We start from the raw sequence: 24,537 nt of genomic DNA, 5'->3' as shown, positions 1-24,537 counted from the left end.
AGTTAAAGCAGCCTTGAATGAGGTTGCTTTTTAACTAAAATATTTGACCCTACTACAACCAACACTATACTTTTATTAAGTTTTCTTAATTCAACGAACACTTATCAATGCTGAGAAACGGATACTATGCATTTTGTCTATTAATTGTATTTAACGCGCATGCTGTTGAACAAAAATTACAGCCTCTAGAAGAAATTATTTGGCTGCAAAGTTACACGCCCCCTTTTCATATAGCTAAAAGCGAAAGTGCACCACAAGGCGGTATTTGCGACAACCTAACCGAGCAACTCATTAGAACTATAACAGATGTAAAACATACCCGCTTAATTGTCCCTCAGCAGCGTATAAATAAATATTTAAGTGAAGGAAAAAACGTATGCTTCCCGTGTGTTATTTATAAAAAACATAATAACCAACTACTTAACTACTCAAATCCAACAACGGTATATCCCCCATTTTCAATTATCACGACTAAAGAGCTAAAGCCCAAATTAGAAGAAAAGCACGGCTCGCCTATTCACCTTATTAATTTATTAACCGACCCGCAATACGTATACGGGCAAGCTGCTGCACGTAAATTTACAACTAAAATTAATACAATTATTGAAAATACAAAACGAGATAAAGAGTCGTCGTTAAGTTGGAGTAGCGAAAATGAAAGTCAGGCTGTTATAGCACGCTTGAGTCACGGCTTTTTAGACTACTCAATTGATTACCCGTTTATGGCCGATTACTTTAATAAACAAGGAGAATATACGAATATAGAGAGTGTACCAATTGCAGAAAATGACATTCAATTTATACGAGGAGCAATAGGTTGTGCGGCTAACGCACCTAATAATTTTGCACAGCAAGCGCTTAAAAAAATTAACCGCGCACTAAAAAACAATGTACTACAATCGCCTGAGTATCAACAAAGTCAGCATAATTGGCTTAAAACTACCTTTGCCGACTTTGATCAACACTACCAACAGCAAGTTATTAATTTTTACTTACTTGCCACTGATGCTCAAGCAAGCACTGATCATTAGCATAAAGTGCCACAGCAAAAATACTTTTAGCTGTTACCTCGCCTACGCCCGACGGTGTGCCTGTCATTACTACATCACCATCTTCTAAGCTCATAAATTCACTAATTTCTTGTAAAATTGAGTCCGGATTATGCAGCATAAAATGAGTATCGCCTTGCTGAACTACTTTATTATTAATTTTAAGTTCAAAGGTAAAGAGCTTCATTGCATCAGTTAGCGCTACAAAATCAGTTAAAATTACAGAGCCGTCGAACGCTTTAGCGCGCTCCCATGGAAGCCCTTTATTTTTTAATTTACTTTGCACAGTACGCTTAGTTAAATCAAGGCCGAGTCCAACACCTACAAATTTTTTATTTTTAACGACAAAACATAACTCGGTTTCATAATGTAGCGTATCACCGTTATGAGTTGCATATAATGTATTTGTAATTGCACTGTTTGGCTTATTAAATAAAACCATTTGATCTGGCGTTTCATTATTTAGCTCTGCAATGTGTGCGGTATAGTTACGACCAACACACACTACTTTTGATGGTGTTAATTCTTCAGATACTAACTTTATTGAATGCATATAAATAATGTCTCAGTTATTGGACCTGTTGACCTTTCAGGATTAAAGTTTGTTCAATCTAGGGGCTATTTAATCGCGGCGCGAGGTTTGTAACCTAGTTGGCTCGATAACTGCTCCTGCGTTATTCTACTGACTTACATCCATGTAAGAATAAGTAAAAACCGAGCAAAGCTTCCGCGTCCTGCTCACGCCCCTTACCTAAATCCATGTAGGCAACAAAGAGTAAATAGCCCCTAGGAAGAACCCTTTGGCAGCGCCTGTTTGGCATTAATGCTACGTTATCGCCTATTTATGGGGAATAGACCACACTGTATAGGCTCTGCCTTGCCTAAATACCAAACAGACTGCTGCAAATTTAACCTCGAAAGATAAACAGGCCCTAACTAATAAGCGTTTCAAGCAAGCTCAAATTAATAGGTTTAAGTAAAACTCGATCAATATTTAAATCTTTTATTTCTTTAGGATCTGGCTCTGCCCCACTTACAATTACTAAACGTAGCTCTGGATATCGCTCATTAACTTGCTGGCCTAAATCAATGCCACGCCCATCGGGTAAATGCATGTCTAACAATACCTTATTAAATTGCTGGTCGTGATTAAGTATTTGCAAACATTGTGCGCAGCTAGACGCAATGACGGTTTCAACGCCTAGACTTTCTAAAAGTAGCTGTGTAATTTGCGCTGCATCGTGGTCATCTTCTACAAGTAAAAAGCGCTGTTTTTTCTCTGTTAAGTCCGAACTACTATTTATATCTTTGGCTTGAGGAGCATGTTCTGGCGCTACCAAATAATCTTGCAAACATTGATACAAAGCAGTGCTATCAACAGGTTTTGGTATTACATCGTTAAAGCCAAGCGCAGCAAGTTCTTCATGTATCCCTTTCATAGTAGCGGCAGTGAGCGCGATTATTGGGCCTTTGTAACCCATTTTTCTAAGCTCTATGGTAGCTTCCTTGCCGCCCATTACAGGCATATGAATATCAATAAAAATAATGTCGTAAGGCGCTTTATACGCATCTGCAATACGTACTTTTTCAAGTGCTTGCTGGCCATGTTCGGCATAATCGACGCGCGCACCACAAGTACTGATCATATGACCAACTAGCATGCGTAAATCACGTAAATCATCAACTACTAATACTCGCCCATGCACTTTACAAGGAGCCAGTTTACTTTGTAGTTGCGGAGCACTACTAAAGTTAAGTACTTGGCGCTCTACTTCACTAATATCACCAGGGTAAACCGAAATAGTAAACGTAGAGCCTTTACCAACTTCAGAGTGCAAGCTAATATCACCGCGCATACGCGCTAACAACTCAGCACATATTGCTAAGCCTAAGCCTGCACCACCTACAGAGCGCGATTCTACATCAGCTATTTGCTCAAACGGCTTAAATATGAGTTCTTGTTTTTCAGGGGCTATGCCCATTCCTGAGTCTTTAATACTAAAAAATAGCATTTCAGTGTCATCAACCCATTGCGTCCACGCATTAACAACAATTTCGCCTTTATCGGTAAACTTAACCGCATTATTTATTAGATTTATTAAAATTTGGCGAACCCTTGTTGCATCAAGTCGTGCAACTAAAGGCAATGGCTGATGTGATTCAAAGCGTAGCGTAAGCCCTTTATCAAGGACCGATACGCGCATTAACGTGTATACATCGGCAAGCATGCTATCTAGGTTAACTTCGCTTAAGGTTAGCTCTAACTTATCGGCTGCTATTTTAGACAAGTCGAGCACATCGTTTAATAGGCTCAATAAGTGTTTGCCGTTTCGATAAATTACACCTAACTCATTTTCTGCTTGCTGACTAAAGTCGCTCTGCATTAATAGCTCGGTATAACCTAAAATAGACGATAGAGGAGTTCGTAATTCGTGGCTTAAATGCGCTAAAAATCGGTCTTTAGAACGGTTTTCTGCTTCGGCTTTTAAACGCTCTACTCGCTCACCTTCAACATCCTTACGCGCCAAAGCATAGCGAATAGCACGCGCAAAGCGGCTAGAGCTCATTTCTGTTTTTATTAAATAATCTACCGCGCCAGCATCAAGTGCCGCCGAATCTAGTTCGTCGTTTGACTGCCCGGTAAGCATAATAATAGGGCCGCTAAAACCATTCGCAATGGCCTCTTTTAATACATCTAAACCATTAGATGCACCCAAGCGGTAATCAAGCAGGCAAATGTCATGCTCATTTTTGCTAAGCGTTTCAATTGCCTGCTCTGGGGAGCTTATCCATTGAATGTTAAACGTGTGTGAATCCAATTGGTCCAGATAGTCGCAGGTGAGTATGTAATCATCTTCATCATCTTCTACAAGCAGCAACTGAGTCACTTTATCTAACATACAATCTCCTTTAATCGTTAAATGTTGTCGGTAGCTCTACAAATTCTACCCAGTATTTTCCAAGTGTTTTCATTAAATCAACTAGGCCATCAAACGTTACAGGTTTTGTAATGTAAGATGCAGCGCCTAGGTTATACCCTTTAACCATGTCTTCTTCTTGCTTAGACGTAGTTAAAATTACAACCGGAATACCCTTTAAGTTAGGGTTTGCTTTAATTGCTTCAAGCGCTTCACGACCATCCATTCTAGGCATATTTAAATCAAGCAATATAAGCCCTGGACGAGGCGATGTTGTTTTGTCTACAAACTTACCTTTACGCTCTAAATATTCAAGTAACTCAACGCCATCTTCAACAAAGTGAAGCTCGTTAAGTACACGGCTTTCGGCAAGGGCATCTTGTGTTAACAAACGATCATCTTCATCATCGTCTGCCATTAAAATAGTAATCGGTTTTACTTTTGTATAGGGCATTTAAGCCTCTCCTTGCAATGTGAAAAGCGCAGCTTCCACAGGTAGTTTTATGGTGAAAGTTGCACCTTCACCGTCTTTACTTTGGGCTGTAATTGTTCCGCCATGTCGCTCCACAATACGCCTACATACAGAAAGGCCAATACCCGTGCCTTTATACTCTGAGCGGCCATGTAAACGCTGAAACGGTACAAATATTTTATCAGCGTAGTCTTGTGAAAAACCAATGCCATTGTCTTCTATTGTAATAACTTGAAAACTTAATTCGGTATTGTGGTCAGCACTAAATATATTTTCATGCTGGTAACTAATTTTAATATGTGGACTTACATCTGGGCGTCTAAATTTCACCGCATTCGACAACAAATTTAAAAACAATTGCTGCATTTGGCTTTTATCAGCCTGAATAACCGGTAAGTCTTCTACATCTACTTGTGTATTAGACTCATCTATCGCAATTTCTAAATCACTTAATATATCAGTTAGCACTTCGTTTAAATTTGTATCGTCAAAGTCTTTACCACGCGTTGCTATACGCGAAAACTCTAATAAATCGTTTATTAAGTTAGACATACGTTGAGCTGCATTTTTCATACGGCCAATGTAATCAATCCCTTTTTCACCAAGTTCATCTTTAAACATTGTTTCAAGGCGATCGCTAAAGGCTTGAATTTTTCTAAGTGGTTCTTGTAAATCATGGCTCGCCACAAAAGCAAACTCTTCAAGCTCTCGGTTACTTCGGCTCAACTCGTCAGAATACAACGTTAATTCTTGCGTACGTTCAGACACTTTCGTTGCTAATGTTTCGTTTTGTTTTTCAAGCTCAAAACGATACTTTGCAGCATTTCTTAAATTAAGACGCGTCATTACAAACATACCAATAATAAGTAGTGCACTTGTTATTGCCGTTATAGCAAACGTAATTTTAGCCTCATTTTTTATCTTTGCTAACTTTGAAAAATGACTCACTTTGAAAAGTAATTCGCGGTCTTGTATTTCATTTACGTGTTCACGGATTTGCCTATAAAGATCTCGTCCTTTATGTGTATTTAGCACATACAATGCACGTCTTTCTCTATCATCAAGTGCAAGGTTAACGGTTTTTTTAAGCTCGTTAATTTTACTATCTACAAGCACTAGTAACTGAGCAATACGATCTGCTTGGCCATCAATTTCAGAGTGGAGCGATTTAACATGATCCGTTTGTGCCTGTATTTGCCCAATCGCATCATAGTAAGGCGTTAAATAATCAGCCTCTTCAGTTAATAAATAACCACGTTGACCCGACTCAGCCTGCACTATAGATAAATGCAATTGCTCAATTGCCGTTGTCAGCATACTTGTGTTGTCTAAACTCTTTTGGGTTTGTGTTAAACCTTGAATAGTGTTCAATGCTAAAAATGCGTTACCTACAATAATACTCAACACAACAACTATAAAAGCTGCCCAAGTAATATTCGCTTTACTTTGATGTTTTTGCTTGTTCATTAGCTTCCAGAGTTAGTGTTTAAACAACACTGTATTTATTGAGAGTCTGATATTTTTTGTAAACTTTCGCTGCACTGTTGGCAATTATTAATAATTTTATCAAGTGCATCTAACGCTTTTTCTTTTGGCATATCGTTTTCAAGTACCAATTTAATAAGCTCGGCATTCATCGAAATACGATTTAGCGGCCCTCTTGCATCGTGTACTAACTTATTAAGCTGCTCTGTTTGGTTATCGGATGTCATGCCCTTCCTCAGATCTATTTATATTCGCCAATACCGCCATACGCATTAAGGCGGTTATAAAGTGTTTTTGTACTAATACCTAACATTTGCGCAGCAAGTGTTTTATTACCTTGCACTTTATCAAGCGTTGCATGAATAAGTTCTTTTTCAACTTCTTCAATTGTTTGCCCTGCCGATACTGGCTTTTCTGCAGTTTGATTATTAACACGCGAAAACGGCGATTCTAAATTGTCAGGCAAAATAATATCGCTAGTTTGCGGATCACTCATAATAAATGCACGGTGTATCGCATGGCGAATTTCGCGCACGTTACCCGGCCATTCATAGCTTTGCAACTCTTTAAGCTGCGCTGGCGTCCAGCTAAATGCTGTGCCATTTTCGTCATTAAGTTGATCTAAAAAGGCTTTAGCTAATAAAGGAATATCTTCTTTTCTATCGCGTAGTGGCGGTATATCAATAGGAAAAACCGCTAGCCTAAAGTAAATATCTTCACGAATAATATTATTTTGTGCTAAATCGGTAAGCGAGCGGTTAGTGGCTGAAATAACACGGCAATTTGTTGGTATTTCTCTGTTACCACCGACGCGCGTTACTTTTTTAGTTTCAAGCACTCGCAGTAAATTTGGCTGCATATCAATTGGCATTTCGGTTACTTCATCTAAAAATAAAGTACCGTTATTTGATTGTTCAAACACCCCTTCTTTACGCGCTATAGCACCGGTAAAGGCGCCTTTTTCATGACCAAATAACTCACTACCAATTAACTCTTTTGAAAGCGCACCACAGTTACTCGCCACTAACGGGCCTTCACACTGGCTAGCGTTATGGATAGCTTGAGCAACTACTTCTTTACCTGCACCACTTTCACCCATCAACATCACGTTAGCATTTGTTTTAGCAACGCGTTCAATCATATTGTAAAGCTTGTGCATTACCTCTGATTCGCCAATTAAGCCACCAAAGTGACGCGTTATACCGCTCGACTTTGCTTTTTTAACTGCTTTTTTAGGGCCATTTAAAACCAGTTCTAAATCTTCGCGTTGTAATGGCTTTAATAAATGCCCTACATTTGGCTCACACATTTCAGCTAAAATACCCTTCACTGAAGGATGGCCCGAAATAAGTGTAATTTTTGGAGATTGCCCAATCATTTTTAAATGATCGAGTAAATGCAGACCGCTGCCATCTGGCAACATAAAATCTAACAGCACATGATCAAAGGTATTATTTTCAAACCATTGATGCGCTTCTTTTAAACTGGTTGCGGTGCTTATATTGTGGCCGAGGAATTCGACTATGTGACATACAACGTCACTAAATTCGACGTCATCGTCTACTAAAAGTATGTTTAACATGATAAATCCCTATGCTTTTTTCTTATTCTACGCATCATAAATACTAATTTAAAGGCGCGCTTAAAATCTAATGACTTAAATAATTAAGTGATTCAATACTATTTATGTTACCAACTTAATATTTACGTATGCTTAAAAAAATCGATCACAAAAAAATAATTTAAATCGTTCCTATTCACACAATGATAGCAACTGATAATATAAACATCCCACAAAGGAGATGAAATGCAGCAATTAAAAACCCTGATTCATTCAGGTATTAATATCGACCAAGGCACTCAATTTACTCGCATAACAGGGCGTGCCATTGTAATTAAAGATAGTAAAATACTTTTAATGTACACAAACCGCTATGAAGATTACAGCTTACCTGGTGGTGGCGTGGATGAAGGCGAAAGCATTGAGCAAGGCTTAATACGCGAACTAAATGAGGAAACAGGTGCACAGCAAATAAGTGTCGTAAAAGCCTTTGGACTCTACGAAGAGTATCGCCCTTGGTATAAAGACGATTTTGACATTATCCATATAAAATCGTATTGCTACGTATGTAATATTGCCGACGAACTTGGCAAAGCACAGTTAGAGCATTATGAGCAGCAAAATGGCATGACTGCTAAATGGGTTGATATCAACGATGCAATTGCTCATAACGAGCGCACACTTGCTAACAGTGAAAAACAAGGACTCTCCATTTTACGAGAAACCTACCTATTAAAGCGCATTGCTAAAGAACTTCTATAAGTTGAATAAGCATGAGCAGTCAATCTTGTAAATTTTGCATCAATCAGAACTTTTTACTGCTTTGGATAATATATTCATAGTAGTAAAAAGTTATTAGCAGAATAAAAAAACAAAAATAGATACTACATTTCAATAGCTTGAGATTAATTAATACTGTTTTTTTGATATTGGCTTTCGTTTTGCACCCTTATAGATAATTAATTTGTAAGGAGATAGAAATGAGTAACACAGTTAAAACGATTAATCCGGCAACTGAGCAAACCATTAATACCTACACACTACTTTCTCAAAAGGAAGCTGAGCAGGTAATCGAAAAATCTCACGAAACATATTTAAAATGGCGCTTAACGTCGTTCACTGAACGTGCGAGATATCTTAATAAGTTAGCCTCACTTTTCGAAGAGCAAAAAGAAGCTATTGCAAAACTTATGACCGAAGAAATGGGCAAAGTTTACGAGCAAGGCTTTCAAGAGGTTGAGCTGTGTGCAGCTATTTGTCGTTACACCGCCGAAAACGGCCCACAAGTACTTGCCGACGAAGAACGTGATATGGAAGGTGGCCGCGCAATTATTAGCTACCAACCAACGGGCGTATTATTAGGTATTCAGCCTTGGAACTTCCCGCTTTATCAGGTAATTCGTTACAGTGCAGCCAATATTATGGCGGGTAACACAACCGTACTTAAACACGCGGGTAACGTATTTGGCATGGCTGAAAAAATCGACACCTTATTTAAACAAGCAGGCTTCCCTGAACATTGCTTTAGCAACTTACTTATCGATGGTAAAACAGCAAGTTCATTAATCGCACACAAAGCAATTAGCGGCGTAACCTTTACAGGTAGTGATGCTACAGGTAAAAAAGTAGCTGAAGAAGCTGGCAAGCATGCTAAAAAGACGGTACTTGAGCTTGGTAGTAACGATGCCTACTTAGTACTTGATGACGCAGACTTAGAGTTAGCAGTTAAAACTTGTGTAACAGGCCGTATGATTAACAACGGCGAAACCTGCGTTTCAGCTAAACGTTATGTAGTAGTTGAGTCTCTTTATGATGACTTTAAAGCACAAATTAAAGAGCAGTTTGAAGCCATGAAAATGGGCGACCCAATGGCAGATGATACAGACTTAGGTCCAATGGCACGTGAAGACTTGCGTGACGGCATTCATGACCAAGTTATGCAATCGGTTAAAGCCGGTGCAAACATAGTAACGGGTGGCGAAATTCCATCGCAAACAGGTTACTACTACCCACCAACGCTACTAGATAACTTATCGCCAGGCATGCCTGCGTACGATGACGAATTATTTGGCCCTGTCGCTTCGCTTATTAAAGCGAAAGATAACGACGATGCTATGCGCATCGCCAACGATTCTCGCTACGGTTTAGGCGGTGGTATTTTCTCAAAAGATGAGAAAAAAGCGATTGAGCTTGCTAAAAAGCACTTTGATACCGGCATGATCAACATTAACGGTTATGGTTTAGCACAACCTAACCTACCGTTTGGTGGCGTTAAAGGCAGTGGCTATGGCCGAGAACACGGCGGTTTTGGTATGCGCGAATTTGTTAATGTTAAAAGCATTATGATCGCCAGCTAATTTAGCTGCATAAATGAAATAAGTGTTTTAAATAGATATTTTTAATACGTGTTTATAATACAAAAATTATTAAGCCTAAAAGCGGGTAACCACTTTTAGGCTTTTTTATGAATTTTAGAAAGTAACTCTCTGAGGCAGCACTTAGTTTTTAGTAAGTGACAGTACCGAGCTTGGATATATTCGTAGGCGCGATTTTACATCGCGCTTTTAATGTGAATATGAGGAGCTAAAAGCTAAAAAGTAGCCTTTAATGTTGAACAAATATCGTGGTCTAATTTTATGTTTAATCGTAAACTCTCATACCCAACAAGTGTTCAGTCGTTTTTTAATGTCCTTGCTAAATAATTTACTACGGCCTGAACAACAAGCTAATCAATTAGCATCCTTCGCTTATCGCTTTACTCATAGCGAGTCCTAGCATTAACTCTTGCTCATGGTTATTTAATTTCTAATGATTGCTACTTTGAGTTTTCACCAGATAATTTAATGACGAATGGAAAATGATCAGTGCTATATTTAGCTAGGCACTCAAAGCGTTTTTTTTCAAAGCCCTACTATTAGAAATAGTTATCGAACGCTCGGTGTATAAATATCTGAAATTATATTTTTAGTTTTAATAAATTTGATGTCTTTTTTCACGTTTCGTACTTTGCTGGAGCATCCATAAAGTGAAAACTGCCCCAGAGTAATAGTAAAAAAAACATGGGCAGAGAAGCCAATATAAGGTCATATTCTTTAAAATTATCGCTAAACCAATCGCATCCAAAAAATACAAAGGGATATATTAAAACGCCCCATAAAAAGAATTTATTCATGATTCTATTAAACAAAGGAATATCAATATGAGGCTTACTTCCTAAGCCCATAATGCTAGGGATAATCGCAAATGGGTATACAACCAAAGGTATAGCGCCTAAAACCAGCAAAGTAAGCCTGAAGTACTCAAACATATAATTAAAAACCTAAAGTTTTAAAAAGTTAACGCTTATTGTAAATAACCTTAAATACAAACAAGGAGAGTTAACTGCCAGTCTTTATTTCGAGAGTTTTAGCGCTGTCTACTTCTAATAAAGCAAATATATATTTTAAAAATAAAGTCTTAACCAAAGAGCACAGTAATAATTCAGTACTCCACAATTCAACACAAGTCGGCCTCAACTATTAGTAATTTAGTACTTTATATAAATACCGCTACATCTGACGTTTACTCGTCAAATCTTGGTACTTTTCGCTTATCGGCTTTACTCATAGCTAGCTCTTGGATTTCTTCATGCTTTAGATCTTCGGGTTTATCTTCTAGTGACTCCTGATTGGCATTCTCATAAGAAAGCTCAGTAAGTAGTGCAAAGTGATCAGAGCCATATTTAGCAAGACGCTTAATACGCTTTACTTTAAAGCCTTCGCTGTGAAATAAGTGATCAAGCGGCCAGCGCATAAAGAAGTAACTTGCATGAAATGTGTTATAAAAACCACGGCCTTTTCGAGGGTCTAAAAAGCCACTTATTTGCATAAACAAACGCGTGCTGCGCGACCATGCTACGTCGTTTAAATCACCGGCAACTATGGTAGGCCGTGTAGGGCTTTTAAGTGCTTTAGCCACCATTATTAGCTCTGAGTCGCGCGGAAGTGATGAGTCTTCCTCTGTCGGGCTTGGTGGTGCTGGGTGAATAAAGTGCCCTTGCATTTGCAGGCCTTCATCGTTTTCAAACAAAATATGAATTGAGGGAATATCTTCTTCTATAAGCTCACATATTTGCGCGTCGAGTATTTTAAATTTGCTGTACAGGTGCATGCCGTAGCGGTTGTCTTTAGGGCATTCAATAAAATACGGATAGTGTTTTTTAATAACTGATAATTTATTTTCCCACCAGCTGTCGCTTTCAAGCGTGATAAGTAAGTCGGGTTGGTGCTCGTTAACCAAGCTAATTAACTGCTCACTTTTATGATTCGACATAAGTACGTTTGCCGACATAATTCGGACGCTATGGTCTATGTGCTTTGGTGCGCTTTGCACTTCTTTTTTAGCAAGCCACGTGTACGGGTAAATCCACTTACCTTGTAAAATCATTATAAGTAATGAGGTTAAGGCTATAAACACGTAACCTATTGCGCTACTTTGCCATAATAAAAACAGCGAAGTAACAGCTACAAAACTGGCAATATAAAATACCTGTAAGCGCACAAAGTCGCAGCTACGCACTAAGTAATGCTGGCTGTACGACATAGGTAATAGGGTAACCAGTAAAAAAAAGCCAATAATTATAGCCAGCGCAATGAGCATTTTAATATCCTTATAAAGTTAATTTAGCGACTTAAAATTGAAAGTATTTCTCGGGTGTCGTGCACCATGTGAATAACTGTACGGTCTATCTCAATGCTTACTGTACCATTATCTCTAGAGCGTTCAATAACTCTACCTCGTTTATATAAATCGCGCTCTAAAAAGTCGCCTCGGTGGTAGCTTTTACTTAGCCCTGGTGGCGTCCAACCTGCGCGAATTAACTGCTTTGCCTCTTTTTTAGAAAGGTAGTCATTGTCGTTATGTTTATGCGAATGATGCTTTTTATGGCCGTGTTTATGACCATGTTTATCTTTATGCGGTTTTGCGTCTGCGCTTATTGAACATAAACCCAATGCTATTAGTGCTGTGTATATTACTGCTCTCATAAATAATCTCTAGCGTAGTTAATAGCTAAAGATTAACAAACATGGATGAACATCGTATGAAACACCCACCCCTCGTTTAACGTTGTTTATATTGAGTTTTACAATGGCTGCGCATAATAGCGGGATCGCGTAATTTTAAGTGTTTTGTTTTACGCCCTGCATGGCGTTTACGCCACACTTTAAAACTGCCTTTTGAAATATGTTCGCGCATAAATACCACCAGCTGCGGGTATTTTAATCCGTATAGCTGCTCTATTGCCTCATAAGGGGTTCTATCTTCCCACGCCATTTCAATAATGCGTGACTGTTGCTCTGGGTTAAACATGATGTTTCTCACAAAATTTAACTTATACGCTAGGTAAAAATACTTAGATCAATGCAATTAAGCTCAGTAACTGTATAATTGGCGTTCAATTTATGTACTTTAAAAGATATCGAATTTATATTTATGCGCGCAATATTCCTGTTTTTAGCTTTAACTTTACCTTCGTTATTACTTGCAGCGCCAAGTAAAACCCTGCGCTGCGTAACAACCCACTACCCGCCTTTTACTATTTACGATGAAAAAGCCGATACATTTACAGGTTTAGATATTGATTACATTAAGTTTATTGAAAAAAACTTAAACCTCAAAATTGACGTTGTTCATTTACCTTGGGCGCGTGTTAAAAAAGAGATGGAGCTGGGCTATTACGACTGCTATTTCTCATTGGCCAACTATAAAGAGCGTACAGAATATTTAGACTTTACTAGCGAGCCTTTGCATACCACTAAGTTTGGTTTATTCACGTTAAATGAAGATAATCTGCTTATTGATGATTTATCAAAAGCCGCTATAGCTATGTTACGCGGTGTTATTCTTCCCAAAATTATCGCTAAAAAGTACAGCCTTGATGAGAATAATCTGCTTCGTTCACTTTCAACTAAAGACACTTTTGAGCTACTAGAAAAAAAACGTGTTGAATACGCAATAACTAACTATCAAGCAGGTTTGTGGTACTCAAAAGAATATAAAAACATTTATGCTCGGCAATTAAATGAGTTTACGTTTCCTACTTACATTGCTTTTAAGCGTGGCGTAATTGATACAAAATTAGTTGATGAACAAATAAAGCGTTTTAAAGCACAAGCTCAATAATTAACTCTGCACATATTAAGAGATAACCAATGTTTACAAAACTACCAAAGTGGGTTGAATATGGCGCGTTTACACTGGCATTTATAGCGGGCATAGTTAACGCTGTTGGCTTATTAGGATTTGAACATCAGGCTATTTCGCACTTATCAGGCTCTGTCACTTTGTTGGGTATTAAACTAATGAGCAGTACTTCAGCCGCTTTACTGTTATTGAGCATACTAATAAGCTTTATGCTGGGCTCTGCGCTTTCTGGTTTTTTACTTGCAGGGCGTTCATTAAAACTTGGCCGGCATTACGACACGCTCTTATTTATTGAAGGCGCTTTACTGTTAGCAAGTGCCTACCTACTTAATCAATCTTATGTTTATGGCATTACGCTCGCATCTGCTGCTTGTGGATTACAAAACGCGTTAGCGACTAATTACAGTGGCGCAGTAGTTCGTACCACACACTTAACGGGTATTTTTACTGACCTTGGTTTAATGATAGGAAAAGCACTTAAAGGTGAGCAATTTGATACGCGTAAAGGCGTTATGTTTTTACTTATTATTGCGGGCTTTTTATTAGGTGGTGTAATCGGCTTTATTTTATTTGAACACTACCAAGTGCTTACTTTGGTGTTTCCTGCTGTGGCTTGTTTTGTTTTATCAATTACGTATCGGGTTTATAGGTTACGTACGCTTTAACGCAACGAGTTTAAAAGCACATTAAAACCGCATATTATAGAGGCAATGCAATATAGATTACTTTCAAGGAATGTATGAAACCTTATTTTTTGCCGCTGATATTACCCTTTAGCCACGCTGCGTTTGCCGATAATCAAAACAACGATGCAATAGAAACCATAACAACTACGGCATCACGTATTGAAGCGCTATCGACCCCACTCCCTTTATCAATAAGCACACTAACGCAAGCGCAGCTAAATAGCATAGCGCCTACCCATATTGAAGAAGCTCTGCAACGTGTAGCGGGTGCTAATATTCAACGCGGAAATGGCCAAGAGTATTTACCCGCGCTTCGCTCACAAGTGCTTTCGGGCGCAGGCGCTTGTGGTGGCATATTGACTTTGGAGGATGGCATACCACTGAGAGCTGCTGGGTTTTGTAACATAAACGAGCTATTTGAAGCGCACAGCGAAATGGCGCAGCGCATTGAAGTGCTAAAAGGCCCTGGCTCTGCACTTTATGGCTCAAACGCTGTGCATGGTGTTATTAATGTAATAACGCCCGACACCACACAAGGCGGTGGCTTAGTTGGTTTAGATTACGGCTCGTACGGCTATACTCGCTACAAATTACGTGCAGGACAAGATTACGGCAACAGCGGAATAGGCATTAATGCAAGTGTTACCGACGACAGTGGTTACCGTGATGATGAAAGCGTAGAGCAACAAAAAGTAAATATCCGCCACCGCTATTCAAATGATAATTTACTACTGACATCAGGGCTTACTTACACAAATTTAGATCAGCAAACAGCGGGGTTTATTACAGGCTTTGAAAGCTATAAAAACGAAGATCTCGCGCAAAAAAACTTTGACCCAGATGCATTTAGAAAAGCACGCGCGTTTAGAGCGTGGAGCAACGCAACATGGCAATTAAATAACAATGATGTGCTCTCTACTACGTTATATTTTCGCGACCAAAGCATGGACTTTTTTAAGCACTTTTTACCCGGCACACCGCTTGAAAAAAACAGTCAAACCGGCTTTGGTGTGCAATCGCTTTATCAACATAATTTACAAAGTAATGTAAAAGTAAACCTAGGGCTTGATGGCGAATACACGCAAGCCGACTTTACTCAAAGCCAAAATGAGCCCACTCAAGGTTCTGCATTTTTAGTTGCTACAGTGCCACAAGGTAAGCATTACGATTACGATGTAAACGCCACGCTTTATGCCCCTTTTGCATCTATTGATTGGCAATTAAATAAGTGGTTACTTACCGCAGGTGTGCGCTACGAGCATATGCAGTACGACTACACCAATAATATGCTAGCAGGCAGAACAAAAGACGATGGAACAGAATGCGGCTTTGGTGGCTGCCGATACAGCCGCCCTGAAAGTGGAAAAAATAGTTTTAGTAATCTATCGCCAAAGCTTGGGGTTAGTTATCAGTACAATACAAATAACACGCTTTATGCTAACTTTTCTCGCGGTTACAGAGCGCCACAAGCGGCTGAGCTCTACCAATTACAACGCGAGCAAACCACTGCAAATTTAAGCGCCGAAATAGCCAATAACGCAGAGCTGGGTATTAAAGGGATTTACGAAAAACTACGTTATGGCGTGTCACTTTACGCTATGAGTAAACACAATACGATTTACCGCGATAGTGACTTTTTTACGGTAAATAATGGCAGCTCTCGCCATCGTGGTATTGAGCTTGAACTTGACTACCAGCTAACGCAGTCGCTTGCGCTTAACTTTGCAGGCACTCACGCAAAGCATACTTATACTAACAACCAAATACTTAACGGTTTAAATATAAACGGCAACGACATAGATACCGCGCCGCGTAATATTGCTAATCTCGATTTAACATGGCAGGCATTAAACAACGCGCAATTTGCTTTGCAGTGGCATCGCGTTGGTAACTACTACACCGACCCAGAAAACTTAAATAAATACCAAGGGCATGATGTTTTAAGCCTGCGCGCTCAGTGGCAAGTTACTAATAACCTTGAAGTGCTTGCCCGCATTATTAATTTAACTAATGAGGCTTATGCAGAGCGCGCCGATTACACCAGTTTTACCGGCGACAGATACTTCCCGGGTAGACCTCGTAACGCGATGCTTTCGGCAACTTATACGTGGTAATGCTTATTTAAGAGCTAAACTGATTTAAAGGCTAAGCTAATTTAATTGATTTAAGTCGCTCATGTATTTCATGGGCGACTTTTTCATCACTTTTTTAAACATAGTAATAAATGCACTCACCGACTCATACCCTAGTAACTCCGACACCTGCTGCACACTTTGCTTATCAGAAAGCGCTTTTAGGGCTGTAATTATATGTAATTGCGTACGCCACTTTCCAAATGTCATACCGGTTTCTTTTTTAATTAACCGCGCTAATGTGCGCTCAGTTAATGCAAACTGCTTAGCCCATTGTGGTAGTGTTTTTCGATTGTTTGGCTTGTTTATAAGCTGATCGCTCATAGTTTGAATTACCTCGTTTTTAGATAATACAAAATCGAGTGGCTGTACGGGCATTTCAATAAGTTGATCAAACAACACCTGCGCTAAACGCGATGTTTTACTATTTAAAGTATAGTGCTGATTATGCCCAGCCAACTCACACATTAGCTCTTTAACCAGTGGCGTAATGGCTAACGTACAGGTATTTAGCGGCATACCGTTTTTACTACTATCTATAAATAAATGACAAAGCTTTGCGTTATCAGACGCCCTATTACTATGCACCTTTTGTCCTGGGATCCAAATTGCACTGTGCGTAGGCACCATCCACATTTTGGCTGACACTTCACACGTTACATAACCATGTAGCGCTAAAATTAACTGCCCTTTAGGATGGGTATGTAGTGGTATTTCGTGACTTGCATGGGCGTGCTCTATTTTGGCTATTATGGGCTGCGCCATAGTTTCAAAATTTTTAATGTCGTCCCAGCCAATTGCATCAAACATAGTTTTGTCTGTTTTTAGTTATTTAATGTCATTATCTCTAAATTATAGTTTTTGCTAAGCCTTTATACTAGCGCCCATTAAGTATTAGCTTTAATGGTCTTCCCTTTTGTTAAATAACACACCTAAATCACGCTTTGCTGGCATATTACTTGTGCTTGGCATATTACTTATTGCCGCAAATTTACGCGCCACATTTACAGGTATTGCACCTGTGCTTGAACAAATTATTAATCACTTTGGGCTTAGCGCATCGCAAGCTGGGTTTTTAACAACATTGCCACTCATTGCCTTTGCGGTTGTATCGCCAATGGCCGCAACTCTTGCTAAAAAGCAGGGGCTAGAGCGCACCTTGTTTGTGGCTTTGTTATTTATACTTGCAGGGGTTGCAGCGCGGGTAATAAATACCTCAGCCATGCTTTTTGTAGGCACCGCTATTATTGGTGTAGGTATTGCCATCGCAAACGTATTATTACCAAGTTTAATTAAGCGCGACTTTCCTGCAAAGGTTGCGTTAATGACCTCAGCCTACGTGCTTACTATGGGCGTGGTATCGGGTGGGTTTTCCACTTTGGTATTTCCGCTTAGTCAGTTAAACGGATTAGGATGGCAACTTGCGCTGGGCTCATCAGCTCTTATTACTCTGGCGAGTATTATTGTATGGATCTCGCAATTAAGTAAGCACACAAAACCCGCGAGTATTGCTCAACACACTGACACGTCAAAAAGTGTATGGCGCTATTTACTAGCATGGCAAATTACCTTGTTACTGGGTTTAAACTCTTTTTTAAATTATATAATTATTACGTGGTTGCCCAGCATATTAACCGAAGCAGGCCAAAGTGCTACGCAAGCGGGTGCTTATCATGGGGCTTTTCAAATTGCGACTGCATTGCCTGGTTTAATATTAATTCCGTTACTTGCCAAATTAAAAGATCAAAGCGCGCTTAGCTTTATTTTAGCTATGCTCAGTGCATTTAGTGCATTGGGGCTGCTTTACATGCCTAACTATGCCTTTGTGTGGACCTTAATGCTGGGTTTTTGCTCTGGAGCATGTTTTATATTGGGGTTGTCGTTTATTAGTTTACGAACCGATGATTCGCAACAAGCAGCGTCGCTTTCAGGTATGTCGCAAAGCGTAGGTTATTTACTCGCGGCTATTGGTCCTATGCTAGCTGGTGCATTACACACGACTACAGGAAGTTGGGCTGCACCATTATGGCTGTGCGCTATTGCAGGCGTATTATGCGCGCTATGTGGCTTAGGTAGTGGTAAAAACACCACGTTAGCTAAATCAGTTAACTAGCTGTTGTAACCACGAAAAAAAACCAGATGCAGGCTTACCGCTAGTATGCTTTTGCTCGTAGCGTTTATTAGTTGCTTCACGCTGTTCACGGCGCTCTTGCGCTAAATTAGCCTTTGCAGCAAAACGCAAGCGCTGCTCTTGAGTAAGCTCATCATTAAAACTAATGGCTGTTTTTTTAACTGCTCGGCTGCTTTTAGGTGAACTACACATGTTATTCTCCAAATGACTGACTTATAAGTAGACAGTCATTTGGTAAAATAAATTTCAAACCGCTTACTAAAAAAGTGATTTTTGATCAGTATTACTAATTTTGTGGGGTTGTATCAAACGCAGGTACTTCGTGTAAGCCGCTCAACCAGCTCAATGTTGATTTAGCCCAAATTTGTGCTGTTGGCGTAAACTGTTCACGCTGATCAACCGCACCAATACGCAAGCCATATACACGGTCAGTTTTAGCTTCGTTAGTTGCATAAAGTGTTGTACCACATGTGCCGCAAAAACCTTGCGCACGCTTGTTACCGCTTTGCGCTGTCTTAACAAACTCTTTTGGCTCACCTTGGGTAAATACTACCGAATTTGGCTCTGCAATTATAACGGCTCTAAATGGGCCGCTCGACATACGTTGGCAATCGCTACAATGGCAAACAAGTGCATTGTTATTTTGAGACTTTGCTTGGTATTTAATTTCACCACAGTAACAGCTTCCAGTAATTTCCATTATTTAAATCCTTAATGCTTATGAAGATTGAATCGAGATATAAGACCGGCAGTATCGATTCATTATTTTTAAAATATAAAAAATTGCTCGCCGGTTCATTTGTATATTCGGTTAGATTTTTAATTTTTGAGAGTGATTTTCAACGTTGAGCAAGAGCTACAAACATGATCCGATGTTTTAAATAAAACAGCAATACCACGTTAAGTTAATAGCGTAACGTGGTGCGTCTAAATTATTTTTTATGTGTGTTTAGATCATAAAATAAGAATAGCAATGTAGAACCTCCCCTTATGTTGGGGGTAATTATTTAAATGCGTTAGCATTTTTTATGCTGTCAAAATCGTTAAAGCGCACGTTGTGTTGCGCCATTACTTTAAGTATTTTTTCACTTAGCATTTGACGTAAATAAAACGGCTGATTTGGCACAAAATGATGGATGGTATGCGTTTTACCAAAGTTAAAACAAAACAAGTGAAACGGCATAAATAAACGGCTCGTTAGTACATGAGTTTGCTCAAGCATGTTATTAACGCCGCCATAGTAATGCATGCTTGAGGTAACAAAATTAAGCGAGCTTGAGCGAATAATATTAGGAACAATGAGCACAACCATTAAAAATTCGAACACATTCATTGTACTTAACAACCAGCTAGGCGAATTTAGCGAAAGTGGTATAAATAAATCAACAATATGAAATACAATAACGCTGTATAAAACAGCAAAATACGCAGTCGCTATCGGAAATCCCGCATTAAAAACACTCGAAAAACTAAAGCCATTAATTTCTTTTCTAAAACGTTTAGTAGAAATAACTAACCCTAATAACCCATCCATAATAACTAACGCACGTAAGAATGGGTTTTTAATACCGTTGCCCACCAAGCGCTCTTCTAAGTCTTGTTGTGTGCCTGAGGTTTTGTGATGGTGTAAATGCATTTTACGTCGGTACCACGGGCTAATAGTATTTGGCCGCATTAACCATACTGTTAGCATCATAAAATTATGCATAAATGGCTGGTTACTAAAGTATTGTTTATGTATAAGGTCGTGTTCTAACTCATGGGAAATAGATGCAGCAATAGCCGCAAGTACTATGCATACCCAAGCAGGTATGATGGCTAAATAATATAAAACACCAACACCAATTAGTGCGCTAAGCGATAGCAATAAAATAATTAACCCTAAGGTATTTTGATGTGCAAGTAACGGGTGCTTTTGACGAAGTGATGCTTCCTCTGCCTTAATTGCTTTAACAATCGATTGAATGTTCTGTTTGGCACTTAATTGAGTCATATATAATGTCTTAAAAACCTTGTTGTACAAATAATACCTGAATTAAGCGCAAAATCGGCATAAAGCAGGAATAATTATTGTAATACGGCTAACTATTATCAATAGTTCAATTGCTTATTTATTCAATCGCATAACAGTTTAATAGCACTCATAACCCAAAATATTCGCTTTATATATTAGCCAAAAAGACTTAAAAAAATTACCTATGGAGTATCCTTGCTATAAACGATTAATTATCAACCAGTTGTTTATGCAAATAAAAGAAAAGGCTTGCCGCCCCCTCTTTTATTTGTATAATGCGGATACAGAATAAGAGGTATATAAGTATCCTTTTTATTTTAAGTGGTTTTTCTTTATCTTTTTATGCTTAAAAGATTAAAGAAAAATTATGCCAGCGTGATGAAATTGGTAGACATGGGGGATTCAAAATCCCCTTCCGAAAGGAGTGCCGGTTCGAGTCCGGCCGCTGGTACCACTTTTTGAACCTCAGCTAATTATTAGCTGAGGTTTTTTTATACCTAAAACTTAACTAGTAATTTATACTAATTCGCTTAATTAAGTGAGCTACGTTTAGGCAGAAAACGGTTTCGATAACAAGATAAAACCTAGATGAGTTGAAGCAAAAGCTACAAACCTTTCATTAAAGCCGTCAACGTAATTAGGAAGGTACATAAATCTAATAAGCACGCTAGTTATGCGTCTTGCTCTTGATTTGTTATATCCCCAATTCGACTACTTAACTCTTCGTCACTAACATCTTCTTTGTGTGTACCAATGATCCATATATGACCAAATGGGTCTCGTAGTGTGCCGGTCCTATCACCATAAAACTGGTCATGTAAGGGTCTTATTAGTGTTGCACCTAGATCAATTGCTTTTTTAAATACGGTATCAACATCTTCAACATAAAGCATAAGGCTTAGCGCAGTACCACCGAGTTCTTTTGGGCTTTTTAAATGCTCTTCAGAACCATTATCTGAAAGCATAATATGCGAATCACCAATTATTATTTCTGCATGGGCTATTCCACCATCAGGTAAAGGCATTTGCATTACGTGTTCAGCACTAAATGCATCACAATAAAAATCTATCGCTTTTTGTGCGTCATTCATAATTAAATATGGTGTAACTGAATGAAACCCTTTTGGTATTGCTGAGACTGCCATAATATTCTCCTTTACTTACGCGGTGATTTTTAATATTTAATAAACTAAATATGCGTTTAATTGCCCCTAAATTTAAGCTTAGCTCATACAAAAAATTGCGTTACTTTTCGAGGTTTAAACGCTTATGCCAAGCAGCAATACTTTCATCAGGGTATTCTTCAAATTGCTTGTCACCTTCATTAATGGGCGCATTTACCCAATTTGCTTTACTACCAAGCATTAAATGAGTGCGCTCTGGCGGTATGGGTAACTCACTATCTATTGCACCAGCAAAGGGGTGAACTTGCTCAGGCCAACGTGCATCGTATAACCACAAGTTAGCACTACAATGCTTACAAAAATGACGCTCTGCAGGGCTGATTTTATCGCCTATTTTTGCATGATAAATAGTTATGTGTTCACGCCCTGTAACCTCAAGCGTGCTGTATTGCGCGTTTAAATTAATAACAAACCCGCCGCTCCCTGCGGTTTTACGGCATATAGAGCAGTAACATAAATTGTAAGGATAAGGGTGTTTTGAGTTGACCGTAAATACCACTTTGCCACAGTGACAAGCCCCATTAAGCTTCATAATATATCCAATTTTTTTATTGTTGGCTTGAACTAATACCTTAACTAGGTGAGCTTAAAAAAACCACAACAATTACATGCTGTGGTTTTTTAATTATTGAGCTTACTAACGTTTCCAATATCTTAAATTACGTAATGTATTTATAAATTTATCGGCAGAGTGTGCCTCTAAATCAATCCAGCCATCATCTGCTTTATCATCGAGCCCTGCGGCTTTAAATAATGGCTTAGCCTCACTTGTAAAACCTATGTATTTCATATGTGCATACGCATCACTTACAAAGTCTTTAGCTTCTGCAATAGCAGCTAGTTTTTCGGCTCCCTCTTCAGTGGTGAGTACAAGTACCGCATCGTATAAAACCGATGGACCACCATTAATAACCTGATCAGCTTTAAAGTGCTTACCTTTACTGCATTTAGCACCGCCAACTTGTGGGGCAATAATTTCAGAGTTTGCGCCTTCACTTTTAAGTGCATTGGTAACCGATTCAAAGATGTCTGCATTAAAGCCATCACTTACTAAAATACCTAATTTACGGCCTTTGAAGGTGTTGGGCGCATTTTTCAAAATACTTAACGCATCAGATACAGGTAAGTCTTTACGTGTTGGCATAGCAGCTTCAGCTGGGTCTGGCATTTCTTGCAAGCCAAGTCCTTCGGCAACTTTATCTGAGAGGGTTTCGTCAATATTTAACAAGTGCGATACCAAACGTTCTCGTATTGGTAAATGCTCAACTTTAGACAGCTCAAACACGTACGCAGATTGAATATGCGCCTGCTCTACCTCTGTTTGACTTAAATAAAATTGACGGGCTTGACTGTAATGATCGCTGAATGTTTCTGAGCGATAACGCAGTTTATCACCGCCGCTTACTTCAGGTTCCTTTGAGCTTTTAAAGCCATGTACTGGGCATTCGCGCGGGTTGTTTTCGTCGCCGCTCCATGAGTTTGGCTCATAATTAACACGCCCTTTTGGATTGTGCATTGCCATGTGGCCATCTTGCTGAAAATGACGCATTGGACATTTAGGCGCATTGACCGGAATATGCGTAAAGTTAGGACCACCTAAACGCTTAGTTTGAGTATCTAAGTATGAAAAGTTACGACCTTGCAGTAGCGGGTCGGGTGTAAAGTCGAGCCCCGGTACAATGTTTTGAGTACAAAATGCTACTTGCTCTGTTTCTGCAAAAAAGTTGTCTACAACACGGTCAAGCACCATACGGCCAACAATTTGCACTGGTACTTGCTCTTCAGGTATAAGCTTAGTGGCATCAAAAACATCAAATTCAAATTCATCAGCAAATTGCTGATCAAACACCTGTACACCTAGCTCCCACTCAGGGAAGTCGCCATTACAAATAGATTCCCACATATCTCTGCGATGAAAATCAGGGTCCGCGCCGTTTAGCTTAAGTGCTTCGTTCCATACTACAGATTGCATGCCGCCTTTTGGTTTCCAATGAAATTTAACGAATTTCTCTTCACCTTTGGCGTTAATGAATTTAAAGGTATGAACGCCAAAACCTTCCATAAAGCGTAAAGAGCGCGGAATAGCTCTATCAGACATTGCCCACATAACCATGTGCATTGACTCAGGCGATAAGCTCACAAAATCCCAAAAGTTATCATGTGCTGTTTGCGCTTGCGGAAAACCTCGGTCGGGCTCGGCTTTAGCTGAATGAACTAAGTCTGGAAACTTCATCGCATCTTGAATAAAGAATACCGGTATATTGTTTCCCACTAAATCCCAGTTTCCTTCTTGGGTATAAAATTTTACCGCAAAACCACGTACATCACGTGCTAAATCTGGAGACCCTTTATTACCTGCAACTGTAGAGAAACGAGTAAATACTGGAGTTTTTTCACCTTTTCGCTGAAAAATATCTGCACAGGTTAAATCTTCAAGCGTGTCGTAATTTTCAAAATATCCGTGTGCACCATAGCCTCTAGCGTGCACTACTCGCTCAGGAATGCGTTCGTGATCAAAGTGAAAGATCTTCTCGCGCATTATGTGATCTTCTAATAATCCTGGGCCACGCTTTCCTGCACGTAATGAGTTTTGATCGTCACTTACAGGGCAGCCCTGCGCGGTGGTCATGGTAGGGTGTTCATCCGACGCTTTTTGATGCAATTCACCGCCATGTCCTTTATTACCTGAGTATTTAAATGATTCAGCCATGTTTAGTCCTTC

At 39.2% G+C, this 24,537-nt stretch carries 24 protein-coding genes and 1 tRNA gene; 8 read left to right on the top strand and 17 right to left on the bottom strand.

The genetic code is table 11. From position 1 onward, the window contains the following. Nucleotides 1–107 precede the first annotated feature (107 nt). On the top strand, nt 108–1,031 hold the full coding sequence (locus tag I6F66_RS04560) for an ABC transporter substrate-binding protein (protein WP_197159629.1): 924 nt from the start codon (nt 108–110) through the stop codon (nt 1,029–1,031). On the opposite strand, the gene I6F66_RS04555 is transcribed toward I6F66_RS04560, so the two are convergent. The 6 genes from I6F66_RS04555 to I6F66_RS04530 all read right to left on the bottom strand — a co-directional run bounded on the left by I6F66_RS04555 (nt 982) and on the right by I6F66_RS04530 (nt 7,506). Continuing rightward, nucleotides 982–1,602 carry a fumarylacetoacetate hydrolase family protein gene (locus I6F66_RS04555; protein ID WP_197208828.1) on the bottom strand — a complete coding sequence of 207 codons (621 nt, stop codon included), beginning with the start codon at nt 1,600–1,602 and terminating at the stop codon, nt 982–984. The genes I6F66_RS04560 and I6F66_RS04555 overlap by 50 nt on opposite strands. Before the next feature lie 379 nt (nt 1,603–1,981). Next, entirely contained in the window at nt 1,982–3,949 is a 1,968-nt protein-coding gene (locus I6F66_RS04550) for a response regulator (RefSeq protein ID WP_197208827.1), read from the bottom strand. Between the two features lie 10 nt (nt 3,950–3,959). Next, nucleotides 3,960–4,421 carry a response regulator gene (locus tag I6F66_RS04545; protein ID WP_165739606.1) on the bottom strand — a complete coding sequence of 154 codons (462 nt, stop codon included), beginning with the start codon at nt 4,419–4,421 and terminating at the stop codon, nt 3,960–3,962. Further along, nucleotides 4,422–5,906 carry an ATP-binding protein gene (locus tag I6F66_RS04540; RefSeq protein ID WP_197208826.1) on the bottom strand — a complete coding sequence of 495 codons (1,485 nt, stop codon included), beginning with the start codon at nt 5,904–5,906 and terminating at the stop codon, nt 4,422–4,424. 35 nt (nt 5,907–5,941) lie between these two features. Further along, a complete protein-coding gene (locus tag I6F66_RS04535) occupies nt 5,942–6,151 on the bottom strand; it encodes a histidine kinase (RefSeq protein WP_039485081.1) in 210 nt (69 codons plus the stop codon). 14 nt (nt 6,152–6,165) lie between these two features. Beyond that, the gene (locus tag I6F66_RS04530) at nt 6,166–7,506 is read right to left on the bottom strand and encodes a sigma-54 dependent transcriptional regulator (RefSeq protein WP_165727625.1); all 1,341 of its coding nucleotides are present in this window, start codon (nt 7,504–7,506) and stop codon (nt 6,166–6,168) included. A 225-nt stretch (nt 7,507–7,731) separates the two neighbouring features. On the opposite strand from I6F66_RS04530, the gene I6F66_RS04525 reads away from it, so the two are divergent. Both I6F66_RS04525 and I6F66_RS04520 read left to right on the top strand, forming a co-directional pair. Beyond that, nucleotides 7,732–8,247 (top strand): NUDIX hydrolase, encoded by a 516-nt coding sequence (locus I6F66_RS04525; protein ID WP_197208825.1) that lies wholly within the window; start codon nt 7,732–7,734, stop codon nt 8,245–8,247. 218 nt (nt 8,248–8,465) lie between these two features. Further along, a complete protein-coding gene (locus tag I6F66_RS04520; protein ID WP_165742193.1) occupies nt 8,466–9,842 on the top strand; it encodes an NAD-dependent succinate-semialdehyde dehydrogenase in 1,377 nt (458 codons plus the stop codon). Nucleotides 9,843–10,477: 635 nt separating this feature from the next. Here the strand turns inward: I6F66_RS04520 and I6F66_RS04515 are convergent. From I6F66_RS04515 to I6F66_RS04500, 4 genes are all read right to left on the bottom strand, one after another. Further along, nucleotides 10,478–10,792, bottom strand: a complete 315-nt coding sequence (locus I6F66_RS04515; protein ID WP_197208824.1) for a hypothetical protein — start codon at nt 10,790–10,792, stop codon at nt 10,478–10,480. A gap of 254 nt (nt 10,793–11,046) precedes the next feature. Continuing rightward, nucleotides 11,047–12,123: an endonuclease/exonuclease/phosphatase family protein gene (locus I6F66_RS04510; RefSeq protein WP_197208823.1), complete on the bottom strand. Its 1,077-nt coding sequence runs from the start codon at nt 12,121–12,123 to the stop codon at nt 11,047–11,049. Between the two features lie 23 nt (nt 12,124–12,146). Further along, complete coding sequence (locus I6F66_RS04505) at nt 12,147–12,509, bottom strand: hypothetical protein (RefSeq protein WP_165727633.1); 363 nt, start codon at nt 12,507–12,509, stop codon at nt 12,147–12,149. 76 nt (nt 12,510–12,585) lie between these two features. Next, nucleotides 12,586–12,834 carry a TIGR03643 family protein gene (locus I6F66_RS04500; protein ID WP_166378022.1) on the bottom strand — a complete coding sequence of 83 codons (249 nt, stop codon included), beginning with the start codon at nt 12,832–12,834 and terminating at the stop codon, nt 12,586–12,588. A gap of 123 nt (nt 12,835–12,957) precedes the next feature. Here I6F66_RS04500 and I6F66_RS04495 point away from each other — a divergent pair, with 123 nt between their 5' ends. From I6F66_RS04495 to I6F66_RS04485, 3 genes are all read left to right on the top strand, one after another. Continuing rightward, nucleotides 12,958–13,647, top strand: a complete 690-nt coding sequence (locus I6F66_RS04495; protein WP_165740948.1) for an ABC transporter substrate-binding protein — start codon at nt 12,958–12,960, stop codon at nt 13,645–13,647. 29 nt (nt 13,648–13,676) lie between these two features. Next, nucleotides 13,677–14,333, top strand: a complete 657-nt coding sequence (locus I6F66_RS04490; protein ID WP_165740949.1) for a YoaK family protein — start codon at nt 13,677–13,679, stop codon at nt 14,331–14,333. 74 nt (nt 14,334–14,407) lie between these two features. Next, nucleotides 14,408–16,468 carry a TonB-dependent receptor gene (locus tag I6F66_RS04485; protein WP_197208822.1) on the top strand — a complete coding sequence of 687 codons (2,061 nt, stop codon included), beginning with the start codon at nt 14,408–14,410 and terminating at the stop codon, nt 16,466–16,468. A 36-nt stretch (nt 16,469–16,504) separates the two neighbouring features. Here the strand turns inward: I6F66_RS04485 and I6F66_RS04480 are convergent, their stop codons facing one another. Beyond that, nucleotides 16,505–17,296, bottom strand: a complete 792-nt coding sequence (locus tag I6F66_RS04480; protein ID WP_197139886.1) for a helix-turn-helix domain-containing protein — start codon at nt 17,294–17,296, stop codon at nt 16,505–16,507. A 106-nt stretch (nt 17,297–17,402) separates the two neighbouring features. Here I6F66_RS04480 and I6F66_RS04475 point away from each other — a divergent pair, with 106 nt between their 5' ends. Then, nucleotides 17,403–18,599: an MFS transporter gene (locus I6F66_RS04475; RefSeq protein ID WP_165740952.1), complete on the top strand. Its 1,197-nt coding sequence runs from the start codon at nt 17,403–17,405 to the stop codon at nt 18,597–18,599. Here the strand turns inward: I6F66_RS04475 and I6F66_RS04470 are convergent. From I6F66_RS04470 to I6F66_RS04460, 3 genes are all read right to left on the bottom strand, one after another. Then, a complete protein-coding gene (locus I6F66_RS04470; protein ID WP_165727638.1) occupies nt 18,588–18,809 on the bottom strand; it encodes a hypothetical protein in 222 nt (73 codons plus the stop codon). The genes I6F66_RS04475 and I6F66_RS04470 overlap by 12 nt on opposite strands. Before the next feature lie 94 nt (nt 18,810–18,903). Then, the gene (locus tag I6F66_RS04465; protein WP_007581502.1) at nt 18,904–19,317 is read right to left on the bottom strand and encodes a GFA family protein; all 414 of its coding nucleotides are present in this window, start codon (nt 19,315–19,317) and stop codon (nt 18,904–18,906) included. A gap of 303 nt (nt 19,318–19,620) precedes the next feature. Next, nucleotides 19,621–20,610 (bottom strand): fatty acid desaturase, encoded by a 990-nt coding sequence (locus tag I6F66_RS04460; RefSeq protein ID WP_165727639.1) that lies wholly within the window; start codon nt 20,608–20,610, stop codon nt 19,621–19,623. Between the two features lie 390 nt (nt 20,611–21,000). Here I6F66_RS04460 and I6F66_RS04455 point away from each other — a divergent pair. Further along, nucleotides 21,001–21,085, top strand: a tRNA-Leu gene (locus I6F66_RS04455). 217 nt (nt 21,086–21,302) lie between these two features. Here I6F66_RS04455 and I6F66_RS04450 read toward each other — a convergent pair. The 3 genes from I6F66_RS04450 to I6F66_RS04440 all read right to left on the bottom strand — a co-directional run bounded on the left by I6F66_RS04450 (nt 21,303) and on the right by I6F66_RS04440 (nt 24,525). Beyond that, the gene (locus I6F66_RS04450) at nt 21,303–21,776 is read right to left on the bottom strand and encodes a VOC family protein (RefSeq protein ID WP_197139884.1); all 474 of its coding nucleotides are present in this window, start codon (nt 21,774–21,776) and stop codon (nt 21,303–21,305) included. A gap of 100 nt (nt 21,777–21,876) precedes the next feature. Continuing rightward, nucleotides 21,877–22,347, bottom strand: coding sequence for a GFA family protein (locus tag I6F66_RS04445; protein WP_058154198.1), 471 nt, complete (start codon nt 22,345–22,347; stop codon nt 21,877–21,879). Between the two features lie 105 nt (nt 22,348–22,452). Then, nucleotides 22,453–24,525 carry a catalase gene (locus I6F66_RS04440; RefSeq protein ID WP_197208821.1) on the bottom strand — a complete coding sequence of 691 codons (2,073 nt, stop codon included), beginning with the start codon at nt 24,523–24,525 and terminating at the stop codon, nt 22,453–22,455. Nucleotides 24,526–24,537: the final 12 nt, after the last annotated feature.

Source organism: Pseudoalteromonas sp. NZS100_1, from assembly GCF_015864285.1.
Classification (GTDB): Bacteria; Pseudomonadota; Gammaproteobacteria; order Enterobacterales; family Alteromonadaceae; genus Pseudoalteromonas; species Pseudoalteromonas arctica.
This window is presented reverse-complemented; position numbering and strand designations above follow the sequence as displayed.

What these genes read in the sequence shown, in the direction of transcription:
- I6F66_RS04560 (WP_197159629.1), top strand. Translation starts at nt 108, where the DNA reads ATGCTGAGAAACGGATACTATGCATTTTGTCTATTAATTGTATTTAAC.
- I6F66_RS04555 (WP_197208828.1), bottom strand. Translation starts at nt 1,602, where the DNA reads ATGCATTCAATAAAGTTAGTATCTGAAGAATTAACACCATCAAAAGTA.
- I6F66_RS04550 (WP_197208827.1), bottom strand. Translation starts at nt 3,949, where the DNA reads ATGTTAGATAAAGTGACTCAGTTGCTGCTTGTAGAAGATGATGAAGAT.
- I6F66_RS04545 (WP_165739606.1), bottom strand. Translation starts at nt 4,421, where the DNA reads ATGCCCTATACAAAAGTAAAACCGATTACTATTTTAATGGCAGACGAT.
- I6F66_RS04540 (WP_197208826.1), bottom strand. Translation starts at nt 5,906, where the DNA reads ATGAACAAGCAAAAACATCAAAGTAAAGCGAATATTACTTGGGCAGCT.
- I6F66_RS04535 (WP_039485081.1), bottom strand. Translation starts at nt 6,151, where the DNA reads ATGACATCCGATAACCAAACAGAGCAGCTTAATAAGTTAGTACACGAT.
- I6F66_RS04530 (WP_165727625.1), bottom strand. Translation starts at nt 7,506, where the DNA reads ATGTTAAACATACTTTTAGTAGACGATGACGTCGAATTTAGTGACGTT.
- I6F66_RS04525 (WP_197208825.1), top strand. Translation starts at nt 7,732, where the DNA reads ATGCAGCAATTAAAAACCCTGATTCATTCAGGTATTAATATCGACCAA.
- I6F66_RS04520 (WP_165742193.1), top strand. Translation starts at nt 8,466, where the DNA reads ATGAGTAACACAGTTAAAACGATTAATCCGGCAACTGAGCAAACCATT.
- I6F66_RS04515 (WP_197208824.1), bottom strand. Translation starts at nt 10,792, where the DNA reads ATGTTTGAGTACTTCAGGCTTACTTTGCTGGTTTTAGGCGCTATACCT.
- I6F66_RS04510 (WP_197208823.1), bottom strand. Translation starts at nt 12,123, where the DNA reads ATGCTCATTGCGCTGGCTATAATTATTGGCTTTTTTTTACTGGTTACC.
- I6F66_RS04505 (WP_165727633.1), bottom strand. Translation starts at nt 12,509, where the DNA reads ATGAGAGCAGTAATATACACAGCACTAATAGCATTGGGTTTATGTTCA.
- I6F66_RS04500 (WP_166378022.1), bottom strand. Translation starts at nt 12,834, where the DNA reads ATGTTTAACCCAGAGCAACAGTCACGCATTATTGAAATGGCGTGGGAA.
- I6F66_RS04495 (WP_165740948.1), top strand. Translation starts at nt 12,958, where the DNA reads ATGCGCGCAATATTCCTGTTTTTAGCTTTAACTTTACCTTCGTTATTA.
- I6F66_RS04490 (WP_165740949.1), top strand. Translation starts at nt 13,677, where the DNA reads ATGTTTACAAAACTACCAAAGTGGGTTGAATATGGCGCGTTTACACTG.
- I6F66_RS04485 (WP_197208822.1), top strand. Translation starts at nt 14,408, where the DNA reads ATGAAACCTTATTTTTTGCCGCTGATATTACCCTTTAGCCACGCTGCG.
- I6F66_RS04480 (WP_197139886.1), bottom strand. Translation starts at nt 17,296, where the DNA reads ATGTTTGATGCAATTGGCTGGGACGACATTAAAAATTTTGAAACTATG.
- I6F66_RS04470 (WP_165727638.1), bottom strand. Translation starts at nt 18,809, where the DNA reads ATGTGTAGTTCACCTAAAAGCAGCCGAGCAGTTAAAAAAACAGCCATT.
- I6F66_RS04465 (WP_007581502.1), bottom strand. Translation starts at nt 19,317, where the DNA reads ATGGAAATTACTGGAAGCTGTTACTGTGGTGAAATTAAATACCAAGCA.
- I6F66_RS04460 (WP_165727639.1), bottom strand. Translation starts at nt 20,610, where the DNA reads ATGACTCAATTAAGTGCCAAACAGAACATTCAATCGATTGTTAAAGCA.
- I6F66_RS04450 (WP_197139884.1), bottom strand. Translation starts at nt 21,776, where the DNA reads ATGGCAGTCTCAGCAATACCAAAAGGGTTTCATTCAGTTACACCATAT.
- I6F66_RS04445 (WP_058154198.1), bottom strand. Translation starts at nt 22,347, where the DNA reads ATGAAGCTTAATGGGGCTTGTCACTGTGGCAAAGTGGTATTTACGGTC.
- I6F66_RS04440 (WP_197208821.1), bottom strand. Translation starts at nt 24,525, where the DNA reads ATGGCTGAATCATTTAAATACTCAGGTAATAAAGGACATGGCGGTGAA.